Origin of the sequence: Pseudoxanthomonas sp. J35 (assembly GCF_000513995.1) — a bacterium.
In the GTDB taxonomy this organism is placed as follows: Bacteria; Pseudomonadota; Gammaproteobacteria; order Xanthomonadales; family Xanthomonadaceae; genus Pseudoxanthomonas.
This window is the reverse complement of sequence record NZ_AZVB01000007.1, coordinates 20,149-41,574: the sequence shown is the minus strand read 5'-3', so window position 1 is coordinate 41,574 and position 21,426 is coordinate 20,149. Positions and strand designations below refer to the sequence as shown.

The 21,426-nt window shown below is 71.9% G+C and carries 16 protein-coding genes and 5 tRNA genes; 8 read left to right on the top strand and 13 right to left on the bottom strand.

The features are described 5' to 3' along the window. Window positions 1–99: 99 nt before the first annotated feature. From PSEJ35_RS0105695 to PSEJ35_RS0105670, 6 genes are all read left to right on the top strand, one after another. A complete protein-coding gene (locus tag PSEJ35_RS0105695) occupies window positions 100–609 on the top strand; it encodes a CYTH domain-containing protein (protein WP_028916952.1) in 510 nt (169 codons plus the stop codon). Window positions 610–657: 48 nt separating this feature from the next. Beyond that, the gene (locus PSEJ35_RS0105690) at window positions 658–1,350 is read left to right on the top strand and encodes a DsbA family oxidoreductase (RefSeq protein ID WP_028916951.1); all 693 of its coding nucleotides are present in this window, start codon (window positions 658–660) and stop codon (window positions 1,348–1,350) included. Window positions 1,351–1,478: 128 nt separating this feature from the next. Next, complete coding sequence (gene nagZ, locus PSEJ35_RS0105685; RefSeq protein WP_028916950.1) at window positions 1,479–2,495, top strand: beta-N-acetylhexosaminidase; 1,017 nt, start codon at window positions 1,479–1,481, stop codon at window positions 2,493–2,495. A gap of 47 nt (window positions 2,496–2,542) precedes the next feature. Beyond that, window positions 2,543–3,127, top strand: coding sequence for a hypoxanthine-guanine phosphoribosyltransferase (locus PSEJ35_RS0105680; protein WP_028916949.1), 585 nt, complete (start codon window positions 2,543–2,545; stop codon window positions 3,125–3,127). Beyond that, window positions 3,124–3,873, top strand: coding sequence for an S-methyl-5'-thioinosine phosphorylase (locus tag PSEJ35_RS0105675; RefSeq protein ID WP_028916948.1), 750 nt, complete (start codon window positions 3,124–3,126; stop codon window positions 3,871–3,873). The genes PSEJ35_RS0105680 and PSEJ35_RS0105675 overlap by 4 nt, the downstream gene beginning before the upstream one ends. A gap of 140 nt (window positions 3,874–4,013) precedes the next feature. After that, window positions 4,014–4,220, top strand: coding sequence for a cold-shock protein (locus tag PSEJ35_RS0105670; protein ID WP_013535008.1), 207 nt, complete (start codon window positions 4,014–4,016; stop codon window positions 4,218–4,220). Between the two features lie 81 nt (window positions 4,221–4,301). On the opposite strand, the gene PSEJ35_RS0105665 is transcribed toward PSEJ35_RS0105670, so the two are convergent. From PSEJ35_RS0105665 to PSEJ35_RS0105640, 6 genes are all read right to left on the bottom strand, one after another. Further along, entirely contained in the window at window positions 4,302–9,245 is a 4,944-nt protein-coding gene (locus PSEJ35_RS0105665) for an alpha-2-macroglobulin (RefSeq protein WP_051412529.1), read from the bottom strand. 97 nt (window positions 9,246–9,342) lie between these two features. Then, window positions 9,343–10,854, bottom strand: a complete 1,512-nt coding sequence (locus PSEJ35_RS0105660) for an ATP-binding protein (protein WP_028916946.1) — start codon at window positions 10,852–10,854, stop codon at window positions 9,343–9,345. A 3-nt stretch (window positions 10,855–10,857) separates the two neighbouring features. Next, window positions 10,858–11,301, bottom strand: a complete 444-nt coding sequence (locus PSEJ35_RS0105655; protein ID WP_028916945.1) for a response regulator — start codon at window positions 11,299–11,301, stop codon at window positions 10,858–10,860. A gap of 1 nt (window position 11,302) precedes the next feature. Beyond that, window positions 11,303–13,084 carry an ATP-binding protein gene (locus PSEJ35_RS15495; protein WP_051412543.1) on the bottom strand — a complete coding sequence of 594 codons (1,782 nt, stop codon included), beginning with the start codon at window positions 13,082–13,084 and terminating at the stop codon, window positions 11,303–11,305. Between the two features lie 233 nt (window positions 13,085–13,317). Continuing rightward, window positions 13,318–13,392: transfer RNA gene (locus PSEJ35_RS0105645), tRNA-Val, on the bottom strand. A 168-nt stretch (window positions 13,393–13,560) separates the two neighbouring features. Beyond that, window positions 13,561–15,183 (bottom strand): FMN-binding glutamate synthase family protein, encoded by a 1,623-nt coding sequence (locus PSEJ35_RS0105640; protein WP_028916944.1) that lies wholly within the window; start codon window positions 15,181–15,183, stop codon window positions 13,561–13,563. A gap of 104 nt (window positions 15,184–15,287) precedes the next feature. Here PSEJ35_RS0105640 and PSEJ35_RS0105635 point away from each other — a divergent pair. Beyond that, window positions 15,288–15,371 (top strand) — tRNA-Leu (locus tag PSEJ35_RS0105635). Window positions 15,372–15,433: 62 nt separating this feature from the next. Next, window positions 15,434–16,450 carry a LacI family DNA-binding transcriptional regulator gene (locus PSEJ35_RS15490; protein ID WP_037082518.1) on the top strand — a complete coding sequence of 339 codons (1,017 nt, stop codon included), beginning with the start codon at window positions 15,434–15,436 and terminating at the stop codon, window positions 16,448–16,450. Window positions 16,451–16,511: 61 nt separating this feature from the next. On the opposite strand, the gene PSEJ35_RS0105625 is transcribed toward PSEJ35_RS15490, so the two are convergent. The 7 genes from PSEJ35_RS0105625 to PSEJ35_RS0105595 form a co-directional block, all read right to left on the bottom strand. Beyond that, window positions 16,512–16,585, bottom strand: a tRNA-Cys gene (locus tag PSEJ35_RS0105625). A gap of 106 nt (window positions 16,586–16,691) precedes the next feature. After that, window positions 16,692–16,767 (bottom strand) — tRNA-Gly (locus tag PSEJ35_RS0105620). Between the two features lie 121 nt (window positions 16,768–16,888). Beyond that, a tRNA-Gly gene (locus tag PSEJ35_RS0105615) sits at window positions 16,889–16,964 on the bottom strand. Window positions 16,965–17,001: 37 nt separating this feature from the next. Beyond that, the gene (gene pgsA, locus PSEJ35_RS0105610; protein ID WP_028916943.1) at window positions 17,002–17,643 is read right to left on the bottom strand and encodes a CDP-diacylglycerol--glycerol-3-phosphate 3-phosphatidyltransferase; all 642 of its coding nucleotides are present in this window, start codon (window positions 17,641–17,643) and stop codon (window positions 17,002–17,004) included. 11 nt (window positions 17,644–17,654) lie between these two features. Next, the gene (uvrC, locus tag PSEJ35_RS0105605; protein WP_028916942.1) at window positions 17,655–19,517 is read right to left on the bottom strand and encodes an excinuclease ABC subunit UvrC; all 1,863 of its coding nucleotides are present in this window, start codon (window positions 19,515–19,517) and stop codon (window positions 17,655–17,657) included. Next, the gene (locus tag PSEJ35_RS0105600; protein WP_028916941.1) at window positions 19,514–20,929 is read right to left on the bottom strand and encodes a redoxin domain-containing protein; all 1,416 of its coding nucleotides are present in this window, start codon (window positions 20,927–20,929) and stop codon (window positions 19,514–19,516) included. The genes uvrC and PSEJ35_RS0105600 overlap by 4 nt, the downstream gene beginning before the upstream one ends. Beyond that, window positions 20,926–21,414, bottom strand: a complete 489-nt coding sequence (locus tag PSEJ35_RS0105595) for a low molecular weight protein-tyrosine-phosphatase (RefSeq protein ID WP_028916940.1) — start codon at window positions 21,412–21,414, stop codon at window positions 20,926–20,928. Before PSEJ35_RS0105595 ends, PSEJ35_RS0105600 begins: the two co-directional genes overlap by 4 nt. Between the last annotated feature and the right edge of the window lie 12 nt (window positions 21,415–21,426).

Below are 21,426 nucleotides of genomic sequence, written 5' to 3'. Positions count from 1 at the left end.
CCATGATCCTGCGCAATGACAGCGTACTGCGTGGCAACACGCCCGCCGCCGCGTAGCATGTGCCCGCCCCGCTTCCGGGGTGCAGGGCCGGAGGCGGCAGTGGGTATCGAGATCGAGCGCAAGTTCCTGGCGGCCGGCGACGGCTGGCGCGCCGCGGCCGAACGGGTCCAGCCCATGGCCCAGGGCTACCTCAACGACCTGGAGGTCGTCGCCGGCGGCGCGCAGAAGGCCTCGGTGCGGGTCCGGATCGAGGGCGACCAGGCCTTCCTCAACCTCAAGTCTCGCCAGCTGGGGCACACCCGCCAGGAGTTCGACTACCCCATCCCGGTCGCGGACGCCCGCCAGCTGCTGGGCCTGTGCGTGGGCGGACTGGTCGAGAAGAACCGGCACTACGTGCGCCACCAGGGCCACCTGTGGGAGGTGGACGAGTTCCTCGGCGACAACGCCGGCCTGGTGGTGGCGGAACTGGAACTGGCGTCGGCCGACGAGGCCTATGCCCGGCCGGACTGGCTGGGCGCCGAGGTCACCGACGAGCCGCGCTACTACAACCTGGCCCTGGCCGCCTGGCCGTATTCGCGCTGGACCCCGGCCGAACGCGACCAGGCCTGACAGCCGCGCGGCCTTGCGCCGGGCCTGCGCACGCCCCATCTTCCGGCGATGCGCATCGATATCTGGTCCGACGTGGTCTGTCCCTGGTGCTGGATCGGCAAGCACCGCTTCCAGCGTGGCGTGGAGCTGCTGGGCGACGCCGCCCCGCCGCTGGAACTGCACTGGCATCCCTTCCAGCTTGACCCGGACGCCGGCACCGAACCGGTGCCGCTGCTGGAGGCCTACACGGTGAAGTTCGGCGGCCGCGACCGCGCCCGGCAGCTGCTGGCGCAGACCCAGGCCACCGCGCAGGCCGAAGGCCTGCCGATGGACTTCGGCCGTGGCCAGGTGCGGGTCACCACCCTGCCCGCGCACCGGCTGATGTGGCTGGCCGCGCGCGAGGGCGATGCGCAGGCGGTGGCCGAGGCGCTGTTCCGCGCCCACTTCGCCGAAGGCCGCAACCTCGCCGCCACCGACACCCTGGTCGCTGCCGCTGCCGCCGGCGACCTGCCCGCCGCGCGGGTCGAAGCGTTCCTGGCCGGCGACGAAGGCCTGGCCGAGGTCCGCGCGCAGATCGCCCAGGCCCAGGCCATGGGCATCCGCGCCGTGCCGACCTTCGTGATCGACGGCCGCCTCGCCGTCCACGGCGGGCAGACGCCGGAGGTGTTCGCCGGCGCCCTGCGCCAGGCGCTGGGCGACCACGGCGGTACCGGCGGCGGCAGCGGCGGCGCGGTCTGCGGCCCGGACGGCTGCGAGGTCTAGGCGGCGCGCCTCCCGTCGGCCCCCCCCCCGCCTCGCCGCCTGCGGCGTCAACCGGACGTCCACAGGCGTCGGGCGCATCTGCGACAATGGCCCGGCGCGCGGACCGCGCGCGAATGGAGTTCCCCCGCATGCTCGTGATCGGCGTCGCCGGCACCGAACTGACCGCGCAGGAGCGCGACTGGCTGCAGCACGACGCCGTGGCCGGCGTGATCCTGTTCAAGCGCAACTTCGCCTCGCGCGACCAGGTGGCCGAACTGTCGGCCGCGATCCGCGCCGCCGCGCCGCGCCCGCAGCTGGTCTGCGTGGACCAGGAGGGCGGCCGCGTGCAGCGCTTCCGCGACGGCTACACCGAACTGCCGCCGCTGCAGGCCTTCGACGCGCTGTACCGCCGGGACCCCGATGCGGCGCTGAAGCTGGCCGAGGAACACGCCTGGCTGATGGCCAGCGAGATCCGGGCCAGCGGCGTGGACCTGAGCTTCGCCCCGGTGGTCGACCTGGCCCGCGGCAACCGCGCCATCGCCGACCGCGCCTTCAGCGACGACCCGCAGGTGGTCGCCGCATTCACCCGCGCCTACGTGCGCGGCATGCACAGCGTCGGCATGGCCGCCACGCTCAAGCATTTCCCCGGCCACGGCACCGTGCTCGAGGATACCCACTTCGACGACGCGGTCGACCCGCGCCCGCTGGAGGTGCTGCGCGCCGAGGACCTGGTCCCGTTCGCCGCCGGCATCGAGGCGGGCGCCGACGCGGTGATGATGGCCCACGTCGCCTACCCGGCCATCGCGCCCGAGCCGGCCGGCTATTCGCGCTTCTGGATCGAGGACGTGCTGCGCGGCGACGTGGCCAATGGCGGCCTGGGTTTCCGCGGCGTCGTCTTCTCCGACGACATCGGCATGGCCGCGGCGTTCTCCGCCGGCGGGGTGAAGTCGCGCATCGACGCGCACCTGGACGCCGGTTGCGACGTGGTCCTGGTCTGCCATCCCGAACTGGTCGAGGAATCGCTGGGTGCGGTCGAAGGCCGCCGCCTCAACACCGCCGCGCTGACCGGCCTGATCGGCCGCGGCGCGCTGGGCTGGGACGGCCTGCTGGCCGATGCGCGCTACGGCCAGGCGCAGTCGCGCCTGCCCCGCGCCACGCTCGCCTGAGCCACGTTTTGCTGCCTCTTTTCCCTGTTTTCCGGTAGTCTCCCCTGATGTCCGAGCTCCTGATCGCCGAAGTCCTGGAAAAATCCGACCTGCTGGTCGACCGTCCCACGATCGACGCCGCCATCGCGCGCATGGCCGATGAGATCGCCCGCGACTACATCGGCGAAGTACCGCCGCATCGCCTGGGCGACAGCTTCGTCCCGGTGTTCCTCACCGTCATGCACGGCGCCCTGCCCTTCGCCGGCCAGCTGGCGCTGGAACTGGGCGCGCGCGGCCTCGACCTGCAGTTCGATTACCTCCACGCCACCCGCTACCGCGGCCAGAACCAGGGCGGCGAGCTGGTGTGGAAGCACCGTCCCGCCACCGCGCTGTTCGGTCGCCGCGTGCTGATCGCCGACGACATCCTCGACGAAGGCTACACCCTGGCCGAGGTGCGCCGCTGGTGCATCGAGCAGGGCGCCACCGACGTGCGCATCGCCGCGCTGACGGTCAAGGACCACGACCGCTGCGTCGAGGGCCTGTGCGCCAACTACGTCGGCCTGCACCTGCCCGACCGCTATGTGTTCGGCTTCGGCATGGACTACTACGAGCAGGGCCGAAACCTGCCTGGCATCTACGCGCTGAAGGAATGAGCGCGATGGACATCGCCCTGGCGGTGATCGGCGGCACCGGCGTATACCGCCTGGCCGCGCTGGAAGACGTGGAGGCGCGGCACTTCGACACGCCCTACGGCGCGCCCTCCGGCCCGCTGCGCATCGGCCGCCTCGGCGAGGCGCGCGTCGCCTTCCTCGCCCGCCACGGCGAGGGCCATGCCCTGCCGCCGCACCGCGTGAACTACCGCGCCAACCTGCATGCGCTCAAGCAGGCCGGCGCGCACCGCGTGCTCGCGCTGAACACGGTCGGTGGCATCACCGAACGCTTCGGTCCGCGCGTCCTGGCCTGCCCGGACCAGCTGATCGACTACACCTGGGGCCGCGAGTCCACCTTCTGGGACGGCGAAGGCGAAGCCCTGCACGTGGACTTCGGCCATCCCTACAGCACGATGTTCCGGCACAAGGTGCTGGCCGCGGCGAAGGTCACCGGCGTGCGCGTGGTCGACGGCGGCTGCTACGGCGCCACCCAGGGCCCGCGCCTGGAGACCAACGCCGAGATCGCGCGGATGCGCCGCGACGGCTGCGACCTGGTCGGCATGACCGGGATGCCCGAAGCCGGCCTGGCGCGCGAGCTGGGACTGGAATACGCCTGCCTGGCGATCGTCGCCAACTGGGCCGCCGGCTGCGGCGACGCGCAGGAAATCACCCTGGCCGAAGTCCTCGACAACGTGGCCGCCGCCTCGGCCGGACTGCCCGAACTGGTCGCGGAGCTGGCGCGCGGTTGACCCGCGGTGTCATCTGTTGCCGCCGTCAACCTTTGCAGCCGGGGCCACCGCCGGCGATTGTCAGCCGCGTAAAGGCTCCGCATACTCCGCGGCGCGGCAACCGCCGCGCAATCCGTCAATCGCAAGGACTACGCAGCATCATGGCCAACGGTACCGTCAAGTGGTTCAACGACGCCAAGGGATTCGGCTTCATTTCGCCGGAAGATGGCAGCGCTGATGTTTTCGCCCATTTTTCCGCGATCAATGCCAAGGGCTTCCGTTCCCTCCGGGAAGGACAGCGGGTGAGCTACGAGGTCACCCAGGGCCCGAAGGGCGCGCAGGCATCGAACATTACCCCGCTCGACTGATCCTTCGGACGGTCGCGGCGTATGGGCCCCGCCACATGGCGGGGCTTTTTCATTGCCCGCCACGGCGGTGCCCCCTTCCCCTCAGGGCGGCGTCACCGTGATCGAGGCCGGGACCGCCTTGCCGGTGCCGCGCAGCGTCGGCTGGTACATGTCCTCGACCTGCGGCGGCGGCACCGAGTAGGTGCCCGGCGTGACCGCGCGGACCAGGTAGTACAGCCGCGCCTTGCCGCCCTGCCCCAGCGACAGTGCCGCCACGTAGCGGTCGTCGCGGTATTCCTCGTGGCGCAGTTCGGCCTGGCCGGCGCGCTCGGACAGCGCCACGCCCTCGACCTGCACCCCGTCCCACTGGCTGGCGTCGCCGAGGTTGAGGTTCTCCGCTTCCAGGCCCGCCGGCAGCAGGTCGGTCACCAGCGCGTCGGGCATCGGCCGGTCGGCTTCCACGGTCAAGCGCGCGACCAGCACCTGGCCTTCGCGCAGCGTGCCGCCCTTCCACGGCGTGCCATCGGGCAGGAACCACTCGCGGACGATGGCGGCGTGGCGGGTGTCCTCGGCCGGCGCGCTGCGCGGGATGCCGGCCACCTCGATGCTGGCATGGAACGGGCCCCCTTCCGGCTCGAAGCGCACGCCGCGCGCCAGCGTCGCCTGGTCGAGGCTGCGCGCGAACGCGACCGCCGGTTGCAGTTGCGTGGTCGTGCCGGCGGCGTGGTAGCGGCCGGCGACCTTGCGCCCGTCGCCGGCTTCCAGCGCCTTGCCCAGCCGCGCCAGCGCCATCTGTTCCTGGGTGCTGAGCCACAGCCGGCCCTCGCGGTCGCGCCGAGCCTGCAGCGCACGCGCCAGGTCCACGGCGCGCGCGTCGTACTTCGCCTCGGGCCGGCCGCGCTCGTGCAGCAGGGCGACCATCAGCGCATCGTCGCGGATGCGGCTGCCGTAGTCGCCCAGCCACAGCGGACGCTGTTCCGGATCACGGGCAAAGCCTTCGCCGATGGCCGACTCGCCGCGGCGCGTGTCGCCCTGCAGCGCCAGCGCCAGGCCCAGGTGCACCAGCGGCAGGCCGGTGAGGCTGCGCGCGCGCTCCTGGTCGTGCATCGCCCGCAGCGTGCCCAGCGGCGCACGGTTGACCCGCGCCAGCACGTAACCGGCGTAGGCACGGTTGGCGAAGCGCAGGTGCTCGCGGTGTTCACGCCCGTAGAACTGGGCGCCGCCGGACAGCAGGTCTTCGGCGAGCCGGTCCAGTGCCTTCTGCAGTACCGCCTCGGGCACGGCGAAGCCGGCCTCGCGCGCGTCCAGCAGGAAGTCGGCGATGTACGGCGTCAGCATCGGTTCGCCGCCGCCATCGCCACCCCACGGCGAAAAGTGTCCGCTGCCGGTCTGCATCGCCGCCAGCCGCCCCAACGCGCCTTCCAGGCGTGCGCGGCGCGTCTTCGCGTCCAGCCCCGGCACGCCCAGCCGCGTGGCGGTGGCCGCATCCATCAGCAGCGCCGCATAACCCTTGCTGGTGGTCTGCTCGGCGCAACCATAGGGATAGTCGAGCAGGCCCTGCAACGCGCTGGCGGATGGCAGCGGCGGCGTCGCGGTGATGCGCAGGCGCACGTCCACGGTTTCGGGGATCAGGCCTTCGGCCAGCGCCGGGTCCAGCACCAGCGGCGTGCCGGCCTCCAGCACGCGGGTCTGCGTACGCAGGACGCCAGGCCAGGCCGCGCGCACCGGCAGGTCGTAGCGGCGGTCCACCGAGTAGCCGCCGCCGTCCACCCGCACGCGCACCCTGGCCACGGCGTTGCCCGGCAGGGCCTGCAACGGGAACTCCAGCGTCACCTTCGCACCGTCTTCCAGGCGCAGGCGGCGCTGCCCTTCGCCGACCGCGAGCGGGCCTTCGCCTTCCACCTGCACGCGGAACTCGCCGGCCGCGCCGCTGAAGTTCTGCACGTCCAGGCTCACCGCACCGCGGTCGCCGGGTGCCAGCACGCGCGGCATCGCCGCCTCGGCCACCACTGGCGCGCGCACCAGCACCTCGGTGTCGCGCTTGCCATAGCGGTCGTCGGACCAGACCAGTGCCGACAGCCGCAGGGTGCCGTTGAAGTCCGGCAGCGGCAGGCGGACGCGGGCATTGCCCTGCGCGTCCAGCTGCACCGGCCCGGAGAACAGGTCCACGGTCTGCACCCGCGCGGTCGGACGCCGCGCCTGTGGCAGCGCTTCCAGGGCGATGTCGCCGCCGAAGCGCAGGCGCGCGGTGCCGCCGGCGAAGGCCTCGATCACCCGGCCGTAGACGTCGTAGGCATCGGTCGCCAGGCGGCGCTGGGCGAAGAAGTGCGCGGCCGCGTCCGGCACCGGGAAGCGGGTGATGTTGAGGATGCCCACGTCCACCGCCGAGATCGCCAGGTGCGCCCGCTGGCCGGCCAGCTGCGGCACGCTCACCGTCACCGGCAGGGACGTCTGCGGCCGTGCCTGCGCCGGCGCCTTCAGGCCGACCGCGACGCGGCGGTCGTCGCGGCGCATCGGCACGTGGACCACGCCGACGGCACGCGCCGGTGTGACCTGGCGCGTCGCCGAGCCGCCGCGGAACACCAGCGCGGTCACGTAGACGTCGTGGCGCTCCCAGTCGGCGGTGACCGGGATGCGGAAGGTGCCGCTGGCCTTGCCCTCGCCGCCCTTCAGCTCGATGTCGTGCACGTACAGCAGGCGGTCGCTCTCGACCAGCAGCACGCCGCGGCCGGCGTGCGGGGGCGTGACCGTCACTTCCAGGGTGTCGCCGGCGCGGTAGCCGGTGCGGTCCAGGGCCAGCTTGACCTTGTCCGGGCGCGCATCCGGTCCGCGGTTGTCGTCGTTCCAGCTCCAGCCGGCGTGGAAGGGATAGCGCAGGGTCAGGCCGGTGGCCGGGTCGAGCACGTCGATGCGGTATTCGCCCCACTCCACCGGGAAGGAGAAACCGACCGCGCTGCCGCCAGCATCGAGGGTGCGGGTCTCCACGGTCTGGAAGCGGCGGGCGAAGTCGTAGTCCCAGCCGCGGGCGTCATCGAAGCGCCAGTGGTAGTCGCGCAGCTCGCGGACCAGGCTGACCTTCAGCCCCTTGGCCGGCTGCGCCTTGCCGGCCGCGTCCACGCGCACCAGTTCGAAGCGCGCATCGGCGTTGGCGTCGGCGCCGTCCTCCGGATCGAACAGCGGACGCAGGCCGACCAGCGCCGGCGCCGGCCACAGCACCCGCTGCAGGCTGCGGTTCACCGGCCGGCCACCGCTCTCGTGCACGCTGCCGGCCACGGTCACGCGCACCGGCGTATTCGCCTTGGCCGCCTCTTCCGGCAGCGCCAGGCTGGCCTTGAGCCGGCCCTGCGCGTCGAACGTGGTGTCGAGCACCTCGCGCGGCTCGCGCGGCAGCTCCACGGTGGGATCGCCGAAGGCGTAACCCGGCAGGCCTTCCAGCGGCTCGCGCGCCACCGCCAGCGCCAGCTTCGCGGTGAAGCGGTTGCCGGCGGCCGGCGCGCCATACAGGTAGGCGGCCTCGGCCTGCAGTTGCAGGGCCTGCCCCGGCGCCAGCGTGTCCTGCGCCGACAGGTCCAGCTTCATCCGCTCCGGCAGGAACTCCTCGATGCGCAAGGCCATGCCCTCGACCGCCTGCTTCGCCGCCGGATCGGTGCGGAACTCGACCTGCCAGCGCCCGGTGGGCGCGTCGGCGGGGATCTCCTGCTCGAACGCGTAATAGCCCTGCGGACCCGGTTCCAGCCGGGTCTCGCGGAAGGTGCGGCCGTCCGGCTGCTTCAAGCGCAGGAACAGCGACTGCGCGGCGTCGCCGGACGGCGCCAGCGGCCGGCCGTCGCCGTCGCGCAGCAGCGCCGAGACGCGCACCGTTTCGCCGGGGCGATACAGGTCGCGTCCGGACCAGGCGAACACGTCGAACGCGGCCTGCGGCCGTCCGCCGACGGCGAACTCGGACAGGTCCAGCGCCGGCTGGTTGAACGGCAGCAGCGAGATGTCGCGCCCGCGGCGCGCCACCAGCACCTGCCCTGCGTCCAGCCGGTACTCCAGCAGGGCGTTGCCGTTACCGTCGGTCGCCGACTTCAGCAGCGCCTCGCCCTTGGCATCGAGCACGCGCAGCTCCACGCCCTTCAGCGGCTCGCCGTCGCGCAGCGAGGCGGCGTGCACGTACAGGGTGTCGCGGTAGGCGCGGGCGTGCAGGCCGATGTCGCTGACGGTGAAGAAGGCGGTGTCGTGCTGGTCGGAGTAGCGCCCGACCCGGCGCAGGATGGCGAAGTACAGCCCCGGCTGCTGCAGCTCGGCGATGTCCTGCACCGGCAGGTAGTTGAGCACGCGCTCGTTGCGCTCGCCGCCGAGGACGAAACGGTTGAGGTAGACCGGCTCGGCCAGCTCGCGCAGCGGCACGCCGTCGCCGTAGTCCTGGTCCAGCTCCCAGCCGCCACGGCGCCCGCCGCGCTGGAACTGGGCGAAGAAGCGCGGCAGCTGCGCCTCGCGCACGCGCAGGAACTCCACGTCCACTTCGTCCACGTTGACCGACACCACCGGCAGGCCGCGGCTCTCCCGCGCCGGCAGCACGCTGCCCTGCGAGGCGAAACCGGCCACCGGGTCGAGTTCCCCGGTATGGATGGTCCGGGTCAGCGGCTGGCCGAGGGTGGAACCGTCGGCCGCCAGCAGCCCGGCGGGCACGGTCACGGTGTAGTCGCGGGCCGGCTCGACGAAGGGATAGCGCAGCGTGGTGCCGTCGTCGGACAGCGACCAGCCGCTGTCCGCGTCACCGGCCGGTTCGACCTTCAGCAGCGCATCGAAGTCCTGGGTGCCCACCAGCGGCCGCGAGAACTCCAGTGCCAGGGCCAGGCGCCCGCCCTCCTGGTCGGGCCAGGCGCGGACCAGGCCGAAGCCTTCGACCGTGGCGCGCGTGGCCTGCAGCTTCTCGCCACCGGCCTCGGGCAGTTGTCCGCCCGGATCCGGCCGGCACCCCGCCAGGGGCAAGGCCAGCAGCGCCAGCAGCAGCCAGGCCAGTCCGCGTCCATGTCCTGCCATCGCCCCTTTCGCCGCCATGCACACGCTCCCTGTCGCGTTGCCGGCGAGTATAGGCGCGGCCCGGCCACCGCCGCAGGTCGGCGGCCGGCTGCGATGCGAACGCCGGGACGGCGCTTCAGCTGCGCCCGGCGAGGGCGTTGGCCACGGCCTCGAACAGCCGGCCCATGTCCAGTGGCCGGCGCAGCCGCTGCAGCGGCATGGACGGCGGCACCAGCGACGCGTCGAACGGGGCGTTGTCGTCGTCGATCACGATCGCCGGACCGGTGTAGCCGGAGCCGTGCATCGTGGCCAGCAGGTCCTCGGCCGGGAACAGGGTGATGCCGCTGTCGACCACCACCACCGCCGGGGTACCGGTCTCGGCCCAGCGGCGCAGCGCCGCGGCGCCGTCGACCGCCAGGTCCGGCACGTAGCCCTGGCTGGCCAGGGCGTTGCCGACCAGCGACAGGCGCGAGCTCTCGCGGAACACCAGCAGGATGTGCTCGCCCCTGCCGGACACCGGCACCGGCCGCGTCTCCGGCGCCGCTTCCTCCGCCTCCACCGGCGTCGGCAGCCACAGCTGGAAGCGCGTGCCCTGCCCCGGCGCGCTGTGGCACTCGATGTGCCCGCCCAGGCCGTCGACGATGCGCTTGCACGAGACCAGCCCCAGGCCGGTGCCGTTGCTCTTGGTGGTGAAGAACGGGGTGAACAGCTGCTTCAGCGTCGCCTCGTCCATGCCCGTGCCGGTATCGGCCACCACCAGCAGCACGCCGCCGCCGGCTTCCTCCGCGGCCAGTTCCAGGCGGCCGCCATCGGGCATGGCCTGGATGGCGTTGAGGCAGAGGTTGAGCAGGCACTGCTGCAGTTCGGTGAAGTTGGCATCCAGCACCAGGCCGGGATTGGGCTGGCGCACGTCCAGGACCACCTTGCGCGGCAGGCTGCCCTTGAGCAGCAGCTGCACCGCGTGCAGCAGCTGGCCCAGCTCGAAGCGCTCGCTGGCCCGGCGCGAGCCGCGCACGAACGCCAGCATCGACTCGGCCATCTCGTGCCCGCGCCGGCCGCATTCGGCGACCACCGAGGCCAGCTGGTGCAGGCGCGGGTCGTCGCTGCGCTGGGCGATCAGGTCCGGCACGATCAGCAGCGGCTGCAGGATGTTGCGCAGGTCGTGGCTGAGGCCGGCGGCCAGCAGCGACAGGCTCTCCAGGCGCTGGCTGCGCATCAGCTCGGCTTCGGCGCGCGCGCGTTCGGCCTCGGTGCGCGCCTCGCGCAGGGCGCGGTCCACCGCCGCCGGCAGGCGCGCGTTGCTGTGCTTGAGGATGTAGTCGTTGGCGCCCTCGTGCAGCGCCTGCACCGCCACGTCCTCGCCCATGGTCCCGGAGACGAAGATGAAGGGCAGGCGCGGCGACTGCTCGCGGACGATGCGCAGGGCCTCGTGGCCGCTGAAACCGGGCATGGCCAGGTCCGACAGCACGATGTCGGGGTGGAACGTGTCCAGCGCGTCGCGCAGGGCTGCCTCGTCGTCCACGCGCAGGAAGTCCGCGCGCAGGCCGGCGTCCTCCAGCTGCATCTGCAGCAGCTCCGCGTCCTCCGCCGAGTCCTCGACGAACAGGACCCGGAAGCGCTGGTCACGGCTGATGGCGCGCAGCGGCATGGCTCAGCCTTCGTTGCCGGGGGCTTCGTTGATCACCGCCCAGAACTGGCCGAGGGTCTTCACCGCGCCGAAGAACTGGTCCACGTCCACCGGCTTGACCACGTAGGCGTTCACGCCCAGGTCCCAGCTGCACACCAGGTCGCTTTCCTCGCGCGAGGACGACAGGATCACCACCGGCATGCGCTTGAACCTGCCGTCGGCGCGGATCCGCCTCAGCACCTCGAGCCCGTCCATCCGCGGCATGTTGATGTCCAGCAGCAGCACCGCCGGCATCTCGTCGGGACGACCTGCGAACTGGCCGGTGCGCTGCAGGTATTCCATCACCTCCACGCCGTCCTCCACGTGCACGATGGGATTGGCCAGGTTGGCCTCGCGCAGGGCGTCGATCGCCATCTCGGCGTCGGCGGCGCTGTCTTCTGCCAGCAGGATGGTGCGGATCGCGCTCATGTCAGGTTCCGTGGATGGAAGTGTTGAAGGTGGTGTCCGCCGCGGGCAGGACGAAGTGGAAGGTCGCGCCCTCGCCGGGCGCCGACTCGGCCCAGATGCGGCCGCCGTGGCGCTCGACGACCCGGCGCACGCTGGCCAGGCCGATGCCGGTGCCGGGGTAGTCGCTGGCCTTGTGCAGGCGCTGGAACACGCCGAACAGCTTGCCGGCGTAGTCCATGCTGAAGCCCACGCCGTTGTCGTGCACGCTGAAGTGGTGCTCGCCCTCGTCGGTGGTGCGGCAGCTCACCTCGATCACCGCCGGCTCGCTGCGCACGGAATACTTGACCGCGTTGCCGAGCAGGTTGAGCCAGACCTGGCGCATCATGTTCTCGTCGGCCACCACGACCGGCAGCGGCGCGATGCGCCATTCGACCCGGTGCGCCGAGGCGCCCTCCTCGATGTCGGACTGCTGGTTGGCGTCCAGCACCGCGCGGGTGTCCTGGACCAGGGACTGCATGTCCACCGCCTGCAGCTTCATCGCGTTGCGGCCCAGGCGCGAGTACACCAGCAGGTCGTCGATCAGGGTCGACATGCGCCGGGCGGAACTGGAGATCACCTCGAGGTAGTGCCGGGTGCGCTCGTCCTGCGCTTCCCCCAGGTGGCGGGCGAGCTTGTCGGCGAAACCGGCGACGTGGCGCAGCGGCGCGCGCAGGTCGTGCGAGACCGAGTAGCTGAACGCCTCCAGTTCGCGGTTGACCTCGGTGACCTGGGCGATCTTGCCTTCCAGCTGCCGGTTCAGGTCGCCGATGCGCTGCTGCGCGGCCTTCTGCGCGGTGATGTCGCTGACCGTCACCAGGGCGACGTCGTCGTCGCGGTCGGGCACCTGCATGCGCCGGGCGTTGACCAGCATGGTCCGGGTCAGCCCGTCGGCGGTGCGCTGCACATGTTCGTAGTCCCACAGTTCGCGCCCGCGGTTGATGACGTCGGAGAGCCGCTGCCGGATCACCGGGTCCTGCCAGGCACCGTGGCCGATCTCCACGAGCATCCCCTCGACGTTCCCGCTGCCCTCCTCCGCGTAGAGCTCGGCGAAGGCGGCGTTGTGCATCACCATCTTCAACTCCGAGTCCAGCAGCACGATCGGCTCACGCACCGTCTGCATGACCGCCAGCGCACGCTCGCTGGCGCGGCGCAGTTCGCGCTCGGAGGCGTGGCGACGCTGTTCCAGGCGGTACAGCAGGAAGATCACCCCGCCGGCCAACGCCAGCTGGGCCAGCAGCCCGGCGATGCCGGTCCAGCGCGCCTGGCGGCGGCGGGTTTCGGCGTAGGCGGTGCGCTCGGCCAGCAACTCGCCTTCCTTGCGCAGGAAGTCGTCGAACAGGTCGCGCACCTGGTAGCGGCCGTACAGCTCGTCGATCAGCTGCAGGTAGTCCTCGCGGCTCACGCCGGCCGCCATCCGCCTGGCGATCTCCACGCGGCGATGGATGAGCGTCCGCAGGCTGCCGGCCAGGACCTGCTGGGTCGGATTGTCGCGGCTGAGCTGGACCAGTTCGTCCAGGCTGCCGTCGATCTTGGACAGGGTGTTGTCGAGGCGCGAACTCAGGGTCGCGCTGGTGGAACCGGCGCCCATGGCAATGGCGATCGAATCGGCCTCGCGGATCAGCGCCTCCAGCTCGTGGGCCGCGGCCTCCACTTCATGGGTGTGGCGGACCCAGTGGCTGGCTTCCTCGCTGTTGGCGGTCCACTGCCGCGCCAGCAGGAACGGCAGGAGCAGGATCAGGACCACCGCCGAGACCAGCAGCGGCATCCGCCAGCGGACGTAGGATTTGGTGACGCTGTCCCGCAGCAAGCTCTCCCCCTTGATCGTCGCCGTGCGGCATCCGCACGGAACCGCCGGGGCGGATCCGTCCCCGGATGATGATGATGCGGCCGGCGCCCGCGATTGTTAAGGGGAATGTGACGAGGCCGTGTGATGGCGCCTTCGGCGCCGGGGGGCCGCATACGGAAAAGGCCGGCTGAAAGCCGGCCTTTTCTGGTATCTGGTGGGCGGTGCAGGGATCGAACCTGCGACCCTTGCCGTGTGAAGGCAATGCTCTACCGCTGAGCTAACCGCCCGAGGGTTGATCGTCCGCACCAGTGGTGCGGGCTGCGTATGTTAAAGAATGGTCGCGATCCGGTCAACGCCCGGATGCATCGCGCTCCATGCGGCCCCGGGCAGCGGCGCGTCCCGGTGGCTTGCGCGCCATGGAAGCGCTGCGAGGGATCCGCCCCTGCCCCGCGCCGTCAGCCGCTCTTGGTCCGCCGCAAGGCATCCACCCGGCCCGGCGCGGCGAAGGCGTCGCTGCGCGCTTCCGCCCAGAAGTCCCGGAACACGGCGTGGTCCGGGATGCCGCGCAGCAGTTCGCCCGGGCGCAGGTAGCGGTACAGCGAGGCCAGCGAGCGGATCTCCACCGCCGACACGCGCCGCAGGATGTGCTCCGGCCCCAGCTCGGAGGGATGGTTCAGGCCGGCCGCGCACAGCAGGTCGCGCAGCGCGCGCACGGTGTTGGCGTGGAAATGGTGCACGCGCGCGGCCTTGTCGGCCGGGTCCAGGTTCCGCCAGCGACGCGGATCCTGGGTGGCGATGCCGGTCGGGCAGCGGTCGGTATGGCAGCTCAGCGACTGGATGCAGCCCAGCGCGAACATGAAGCCGCGCGCGGCGTTGCACCAGTCCGCCCCCAGCGCGAGGGTGCGGGCGATGTCGAAGGCGCTGGTGATCTTGCCGGCGGCGGCCACCCGCACCTTGTCGCGCAGGTCGACCCCGACCAGGGTGTTGTGGACCAGCAACAGCGCCTCGTGCATCGGCAGGCCGATGTGGTCGATGAACTCGGCCGGCGCCGCGCCCGTGCCGCCCTCGGCGCCGTCGACCACGATGAAGTCCGGCAGGAACCCGCTCTCGACCATGGCCTTGGCGATCCCGAAGAATTCCCAGGGATGGCCGATCGCGAGCTTGAAGCCGACCGGCTTGCCGCCGGCCAGCTCGCGCAGCCGGGCGACGAACTCCAGCAGCCCCAGCGGCGTGTCGAAGGCCGCATGGCTGGCCGGCGAGACGCAGTCCACGCCCATCGGCACGCCGCGCGTCACCGCGATCTCGGCGCTGACCTTGGCCGCCGGCAGCACCCCGCCATGGCCGGGCTTGGCGCCCTGCGAGAGCTTGACCTCGATCATCCGCACCTGCGGCCGCGAAGCCTGCTCGGCGAAACGCACCGGGTCGAAGCGCCCTTGCGCATCGCGGCAGCCGAAGTAGCCCGAGCCGATCTCCCACACCAGGTCGCCGCCGTTCTCCAGGTGGTAGGGCGAAATCGAGCCCTCGCCGGTGTCGTGGTAGAAGCCGCCGCGCCGCGCGCCCTCGTTGAGCGCGCGGATCGCGTTGGCCGACAGCGAGCCGAAGCTCATCGCCGAGATGTTGAAGACGCTGGCCTGGTACGGCTGGGCGGTGTCCGGGCCGACCAGCACCCGGAAGTCGTGGCCCTCGATCCGGGTCGGGGCCAGCGAGTGGTTGATCCATTCGTAGTCCACCGCATAGGCGTCCTGCAGCGTGCCGAACGGGACCACGTCCATCACGTTCTTGGCGCGCCGGTACACCAGCGAGCGCTGCTGGCGCGAGAACGGCGCCGCGTCGGTATCGCTCTCGATGAAATACTGGCGCATCTCCGGACCGACCGACTCCAGCCCGTAACGGAAGTGGGCCAGGATCGGGTAGTTGCGCCGCAGCGTGCTCCGGGTCTGCAGCAGGTCCCAGCTGCCGAGCACGACCAGCACCGCGCCGGTGCCCACGCCCCACCACCAGCCCGGCCAGCGCAGGGCCAGCGGCAGCGAGGCCAGCAGCAGGACCCAGCTGCCGATATAGGCCGAATAACGGTACATGCGTCCTCCCGGTCGCGTTGCGGCGTGCCGGCAGTCTAGCCGCCGGCGCATGCCGGGGGCACCGCAGCCACGGCGCCGCGTCGGTGGCACAATGCGCGGGCCGCGCCCGGGTGGTGAAACTGGTAGACACAGGGGACTTAAAATCCCCCAGCCGCGAGGCTATGCGGGTTCGAGCCCCGCCCCGGGCATGCCTTCGCGGCCGGCGCTATGATGCGCCCGACCGCGGTCGCCTCGCGGACAGGGGGACAGCATGCGCGCCAGGATCGAGGACGTCGCCGCTGCGGCCGGCGTATCGATGAAGACCGTCTCGCGGGTGTTCAACCGCGAACCCAACGTGCGCGAGGAAACCCGGCTGAAGGTCGAAGAGGCCGCGCGCCAGCTGCGCTACCGGCCCAACTCGTCCGCCCGCAGCCTGGCCGGCCGCCGCTCGTACCTGGTCTCGCTGCTGTACGACAACCCGTCATCCAACTACGTGATGGAGATCATCGAGGGCGTGCTGGCGGCGTGCGAACAGGCGCATTACGGCCTGACCCTGCGTCCGGTCGACTTCAGCCGCCGCGGCCACGTCGAATCGGTCGAGGCGCTGGTCAACCAGTACCGTCCCGACGGCCTGGTGCTCACTCCGCCCCTCACCGACGACATGCCGCTGCTGCGCCGCCTGCGCGAGCTCGACGTGCGCTACGCCGGCATCTCCGCCAAGCGCAACAACGCGCGCATCGGCGCCAGCCTCGACGAACGCGGCGCGGTCGCCGACATGATGGCGCACGTGGTCGCGCTGGGGCACCGCCGCATCGGCCACATCACCGGCCACCGCGCCCACGCCGGCCGCGCCTGGCGCCTGGCCGGCTACCTCGACGGACTGCGCGCCGCCGGCATCGAGGCCGATCCGGCGCTGGTGGTCGAGGGTGAGTTCTCCTTCGAATCCGGCATCGCCGGCGCGCGCCAGCTGCTCGACCTGGACGACCCGCCGACCGCGATCTTCGGCGCCAACGACGACACCGCCTGCGGCGTGCTCTACGAGGCCGCCGCGCGCGGCCTGTCGGTGCCGGAGGACCTGTCGGTGTTCGGCTTCGACGACACGCCGATGTCGCGCCAGGTCTGGCCCAGCCTCAGCACCATCCGCCAGCCCAGCCGCGAGATGGGCCGCATCGCCGCGCGCCAGCTGCTGGACGAGATCAGCGGCCACGGCCAGGGCCACGTGGTGCGCGTGCCCTACCAGCTGCAGATCCGGCATTCGACCGGACCGGTGCCGAAGAAGCGGCGCTGAGCGCGGCTGCGGTCCGGCGGGTCCGGAAACGACAAACCCCCGCCGGTGGCGGGGGTCGAAATGGAGGCCTGGGTCGGAATTGAACCGGCGTACGCGGATTTGCAGTCCGCTGCATAACCACTCTGCCACCAGGCCGGTGACTGCGAGCGGAGTGTAAACCTCGACTCCCCCACCCGCCAAAACCCGGCGCCTGGGGCGCCGCTCCCGGCCGCGCCGCAGGCCGGGGACCGGGTTCCAGGATTGGAGCGGGAAACGAGGCTCGAACTCGCGACCTCAACCTTGGCAAGGTTGCGCTCTACCAACTGAGCTATTCCCGCGTTGAATTGTCGTGGCCCCTCCCCGGGGCCCTGGCCGCCTGGGCCAGAAAACAAAACCCCGTCACCGGGGCCTTGTTCCAGGTCCCGGCCGGCGCCGTGGCACCGTCGGGTCCTGCGTGTTTGGAGCGGGAAACGAGGCTCGAACTCGCGACCTCAACCTTGGCAAGGTTGCGCTCTACCAACTGAGCTATTCCCGCTTGGGAGACGCGCATTTTAGGGTTTTTCACCATGCTGTCAACCACCGGCGCGACGTTTTTCCTCCTTCGCGCGCGCCGCCGCGGCCTGCTCGTCCTCGCGCAGCGCCGGCCACGCCGCGTGCAGGTACTGGAAGCCCGACCACAGAGTCAGCACCGCGGCGGCGGCCAGCAGCCAGTCGCCGATGTGGAATACCGGTGCGCCCATCCAGATCTCGGTGCCCGGCTGCAGCGGATGGCGCGGATTGATCGAGTACAGCAGGCACGACAGCGCCACCATCTGCGCCACGGTCTTGATCTTGCCGATCATCGCGACCTTCACGGTGGCCCGCTGGCCCAGCTCGGCCATCCATTCGCGCAGTGCGGACACAGCGATCTCGCGGCCGACGATCACCGAGGCCCAGAACGCCATCCAGGGGGTCGGGTGCCCCTGCACGATCAGGAACAGGGCCACGGCGACCATCAGCTTGTCCGCCACCGGGTCCAGGAAGGCGCCGAAGGCCGAGTACTGGTGGTAGCGGCGCGCGATCCAGCCGTCCAGCCAGTCGGTCACCGCGGCCAGGATGAACACCGCCGCCGCGGCGAAGTTGGTCCATCTGTACGGCAGGTAGAAGACCGCCACCAGCACCGGGATCAGCAGGATCCGGAGCAGGGTCAGCCAGGTCGGGACGGTCAACTTCATTCGAGACGTTTCTATCCGGGATCGGGGGCGGCCAGCCCGTGCAGGGTAGCGTAGATGCGCGCGGCGAGTGCGGCATTGATGCCTTCCACGCGCGCGATCTCCTCCTCGCCGGCCGTCTTCAGGCCGGCCAGGCCACCGAAATGGCGCAGCAGCGCCGCGCGCCGGCGCGGGCCGATACCGGGGATGTCCTCCAGCCGGCTGGTGGTGCGCGCCTTCTGCCGGCGGCCGCGGTGGCCGGTGATGGCGAAGCGGTGAGCCTCGTCGCGCACCTGCTGGATGAACTGCAGCGCCAGCGAGGCGGCGCCGGGGCGGATTTCGCGGCCGTCGGCCAGGACCAGGGTCTCGTCGCCGGCGCGGCGCTGCTCGCCCTTGGACACGCCGACCAGCATCACCCCTTCCACGCCCAGGTCGGCCAGCGCCTCGCGCGCCTGCCTGAGCTGGCCGGCACCGCCGTCGATCAGCAGCACGTCCGGCAGGATCGCATTGGCTGCCTGCCCCGCCGCCTCCGCCTCCAGCGCGCGGCGGAACCGGCGCTCGATGGCCTGGCGCATGGCGGCGTAGTCGTCGCCCGGATCGATCCCGGTGATGTTGTAGCGGCGGTACTGGTTGCGCACCGGGCCGGCCGGGTCGAACACCACGCACGAGGCGACGGTGGCCTCGCCGAGGGTGTGGCTGATGTCGAAGCACTCGATCCGCGACGGCACCTCGCCCAGGCCGAGCAGGTCGCGCAGTCCCTCGCTGCGCGCCTGCTGCGCGCCGCGGCTGGCGACCTCGGTGGCCAGCGCCATCTGCGCGTTGCGCCGCGCCAGGTCGAGGTAGCCGGCGCGCTCGCCGCGCACGCTGGATTTCAGCACGACCTTGCGCCCGGCCGCCTCGGCCAGCGCCACTTCGATCAGGTCCGCCTCGGGAATGGCGCGGTCGAGCACGATCTCCGCCGGCGGCGGCTGTTCGGCGTAGTACTGCGACACGAACGCGGCCAGCACCTCCTCCGCGCTGTCCTCGCCGTTGGTGCGCGGGAAGAACGCGCGGGTACCCAGGTTGCGGCCGTCGCGGAAGGCCAGCAGCAGCACGCACGCGGCGCTGCCCTGCATGGCCACGGCCAGCACGTCCAGGTTGGCGGCGTGGCCGTCGACGTACTGCCGCGCCTGCAGCCCGCGCAGGGTCGCCAGCAGGTCGCGCAGGCGCGCGGCTTCCTCGAACTCGAGCCTGGCGCTGGCCGCCTCCATCGCCGCGGCCAGCTCCTCGCCCAGCTCGTCGCTGCGCCCCTCCAGGAACAGCGAGGCGCGGCGCACCGACTCGGCGTAGTCGGCCGCTTCGACCAAGGCCACGCACGGCGCGCTGCAGCGGCCGATCTGGTACTGCAGGCAGGGTCGGCTGCGGTTGCGGAACACGCTGTCCTCGCAGCTGCGCAGGCGGAACAGCTTGAACATCAGGTCCATCGTCTCGCGCACCGCGCCGGCGCTGGCGTAGGGCCCGAAATAGCGCCCCGGCACCGCGCGCGGGCCGCGGTGGAAGGCCAGCCGCGGCCACTGCTCCTGGGTGAGCAGCACGTAGGGATAGCTCTTGTCGTCGCGCAGCGAGACGTTGTAGCGCGGCGACAGCGACTTGATCAGCTGGTTTTCCAGCAGCAGCGCCTCGGCCTCGGTGCGGGTGACCGTGACCTCCATGCGCGCGATCTGCGCCACCATGGACTGGATGCGCGCGGTCTTGGGCGTGTTGCTGAAGTAGCTGGCGACGCGCCGCCTCAGCGCGCCGGCCTTGCCGACATAGAGCAGGCTGCCGTCGGCCGCGTACATGCGGTAGACGCCGGGCGCGGTGCTCAGCTGGGCGACGAAGGCCTTGCCGTCGAACTCCGGTACCGCGGGAACGCTCATTCGCTGATCGACACGTCGTCCAGTGCGCCGCTGGCGATGTCGTAGCGCAGCACGCTGTGCGCGTCGGTCTCGGCGATCCACACCGCGCCGGCGGCGATGGACAGGCTGGTCGGGCCGTGCAGGCGGCGCGGCAGCACCACCGTGCTCAGCTCGCCGCCGCCCAGGCGCAGGGTGCGCAGCATGCCGTTGCCGCTGTCGGCGATCCACAGCAGCGGCGCGTCGGCGCTGAGCGCGATGCCCAGTGGATGCTGCAACTGGGCGACCGAACGCGGGCCGTCGGCGTCGCCGTACAGCCACACGCCCTGCCCGACCAGGGTCTGCACCAGGTCGCTGCGCAACTGCAGCGAACGCACCGCCGAGCCCAGCGCGTCGCAGACGTAGAGCACCTGCTGCACGGTAGCCAGGCCGGCCGGCTGCGCGAACGCGGCCATCGCCGCGTTGCCGTCGCGCACGTCCAGGCGCCCGGAGCCGGCGCGCAGGCGCAGCTCGTGGCGGCCGAGGTCGTAGCTCCAGATGCGGTTGTCGCCGGCGCTGGCGATGTAGACCTGGGTGCCGGACACGGCCAGGGCCACCGGATGGTTCAGCGGGCTGCGCGCGTTCTCGTTGACCGGGCCTTCGACCGGGTCGCCTGCGCGGCCGGTGCCGCAGAGGGTATCGACGTGCCCGGTGCGCAGGGTGATCCGGCGCAGCGCGTGGTTGCCGGTGTCGGCGATGTAGAGGAACTCGCGTTCCAGGGCCAGGCCCTGCGGCCGGTTGAAGGCGACGTGGTCGCCGGGGCCGTCCATGAAGTCGGCGGTGCCCAGGCCGAACTGGCGCAGCACGCGGCCGTGGTGGTTGCACTCGAGGATGCGGTGGTGGCCGCTGTCGGCGATGAACAGGCGGTCGCCGCTGGCGGCCACGCCGGCCGGGAACAGCAGCGGCAGGCGCGGCTCGGGCGCCGACTCGGCGAACACGGCCAGGTCGTCGTCCAGCGGCCGCGGCAGGCCCTCGACCAGGGCGAACAGCGCCTTCTCCAGGTCGCCGCCGAGGCCGACGAAGCGCTCGCGCTCGTTGCCTTCGGCATCGACCAGGACCAGGGTCGGCCAGGATTCGATGCCGTAGCGCTGCCAGGCCACCCAGTCGGCGTCCAGCAGCACCGGCGCGGACACGCCCAGCCGGCGCATCAGCTTGAGCGAGCGCTGCGGCACCCGTTCGCTGTCGAAGCGCGGCACCTGCACGACCAGCACCTGGATCCGCCCGGGATTGCGCGCCTGCCACTGCGACAGCTCGGCCAGGCGCTGCGCGCACCAGGCCGAGGCGGCGTTGACGAAGGCGAGGACGACCGGACGGCCGCGCAGGTCATGCAGCGAGCTCGCCGGGGCGTTGAGCCACGGCAGTCCGCCGGGCAGTTCCTGGAGGGTGGCCGCGTTCATGGGTCGATTATGCCCAACCCTTGGCCCGTGGACAGTCGTTCGACGACCGCCTGTGCGGCGCTATCGACCAGTCGCCAGACGTGCTCGAAGTCGGACTCGCCGCCGTAGTACGGGTCGGGCACCGCCCGGCCCGGGCCCAGGCCGGCCCAGTCCAGCAGCAGCGCGACCCGCTCGCGGGCCGGTTCGGGGGCCAGGCGGCGCACGTCGCGCAGGTTGTCGGCGTCGGCGCACAGCAGCCAGTCGAACTCCTCGAAGTCCGTCCCGCGGATCTGGCGCGCGCGCAGGCCGGCGATGTCCACGCCGTGGCGCCGCGCGCAGGCGATCGCGCGGCGGTCCGGCGGCTCGCCGGCATGCCAGCCGCCGGTACCCGCGGAATCGACCCGCACCCGCCCCGCCAGCGGCGAGGCCTCGATGCGGGCGCGCAGCGCGCCCTCGGCCAGCGGCGAACGGCAGATGTTGCCCAGGCAGACCACCAGCAGGTTCAGCCGGGGCGCCCC

Bases quoted from the DNA above. Each gene is read 5' to 3' on its own strand.
- PSEJ35_RS0105690 (WP_028916951.1), top strand. From the start codon at position 658: ATGCGCATCGATATCTGGTCCGACGTGGTCTGTCCCTGGTGCTGGATC.
- nagZ (WP_028916950.1), top strand. From the start codon at position 1,479: ATGCTCGTGATCGGCGTCGCCGGCACCGAACTGACCGCGCAGGAGCGC.
- PSEJ35_RS0105680 (WP_028916949.1), top strand. From the start codon at position 2,543: ATGTCCGAGCTCCTGATCGCCGAAGTCCTGGAAAAATCCGACCTGCTG.
- PSEJ35_RS0105675 (WP_028916948.1), top strand. From the start codon at position 3,124: ATGAGCGCGATGGACATCGCCCTGGCGGTGATCGGCGGCACCGGCGTA.
- PSEJ35_RS0105670 (WP_013535008.1), top strand. From the start codon at position 4,014: ATGGCCAACGGTACCGTCAAGTGGTTCAACGACGCCAAGGGATTCGGC.
- PSEJ35_RS0105665 (WP_051412529.1), bottom strand. From the start codon at position 9,245: ATGGCGGCGAAAGGGGCGATGGCAGGACATGGACGCGGACTGGCCTGG.
- PSEJ35_RS0105660 (WP_028916946.1), bottom strand. From the start codon at position 10,854: ATGCCGCTGCGCGCCATCAGCCGTGACCAGCGCTTCCGGGTCCTGTTC.
- PSEJ35_RS0105655 (WP_028916945.1), bottom strand. From the start codon at position 11,301: ATGAGCGCGATCCGCACCATCCTGCTGGCAGAAGACAGCGCCGCCGAC.
- PSEJ35_RS15495 (WP_051412543.1), bottom strand. From the start codon at position 13,084: ATGCCGCTGCTGGTCTCGGCGGTGGTCCTGATCCTGCTCCTGCCGTTC.
- PSEJ35_RS0105640 (WP_028916944.1), bottom strand. From the start codon at position 15,183: ATGTACCGTTATTCGGCCTATATCGGCAGCTGGGTCCTGCTGCTGGCC.
- PSEJ35_RS15490 (WP_037082518.1), top strand. From the start codon at position 15,434: ATGCGCGCCAGGATCGAGGACGTCGCCGCTGCGGCCGGCGTATCGATG.
- pgsA (WP_028916943.1), bottom strand. From the start codon at position 17,643: ATGAAGTTGACCGTCCCGACCTGGCTGACCCTGCTCCGGATCCTGCTG.
- uvrC (WP_028916942.1), bottom strand. From the start codon at position 19,517: ATGAGCGTTCCCGCGGTACCGGAGTTCGACGGCAAGGCCTTCGTCGCC.
- PSEJ35_RS0105600 (WP_028916941.1), bottom strand. From the start codon at position 20,929: ATGAACGCGGCCACCCTCCAGGAACTGCCCGGCGGACTGCCGTGGCTC.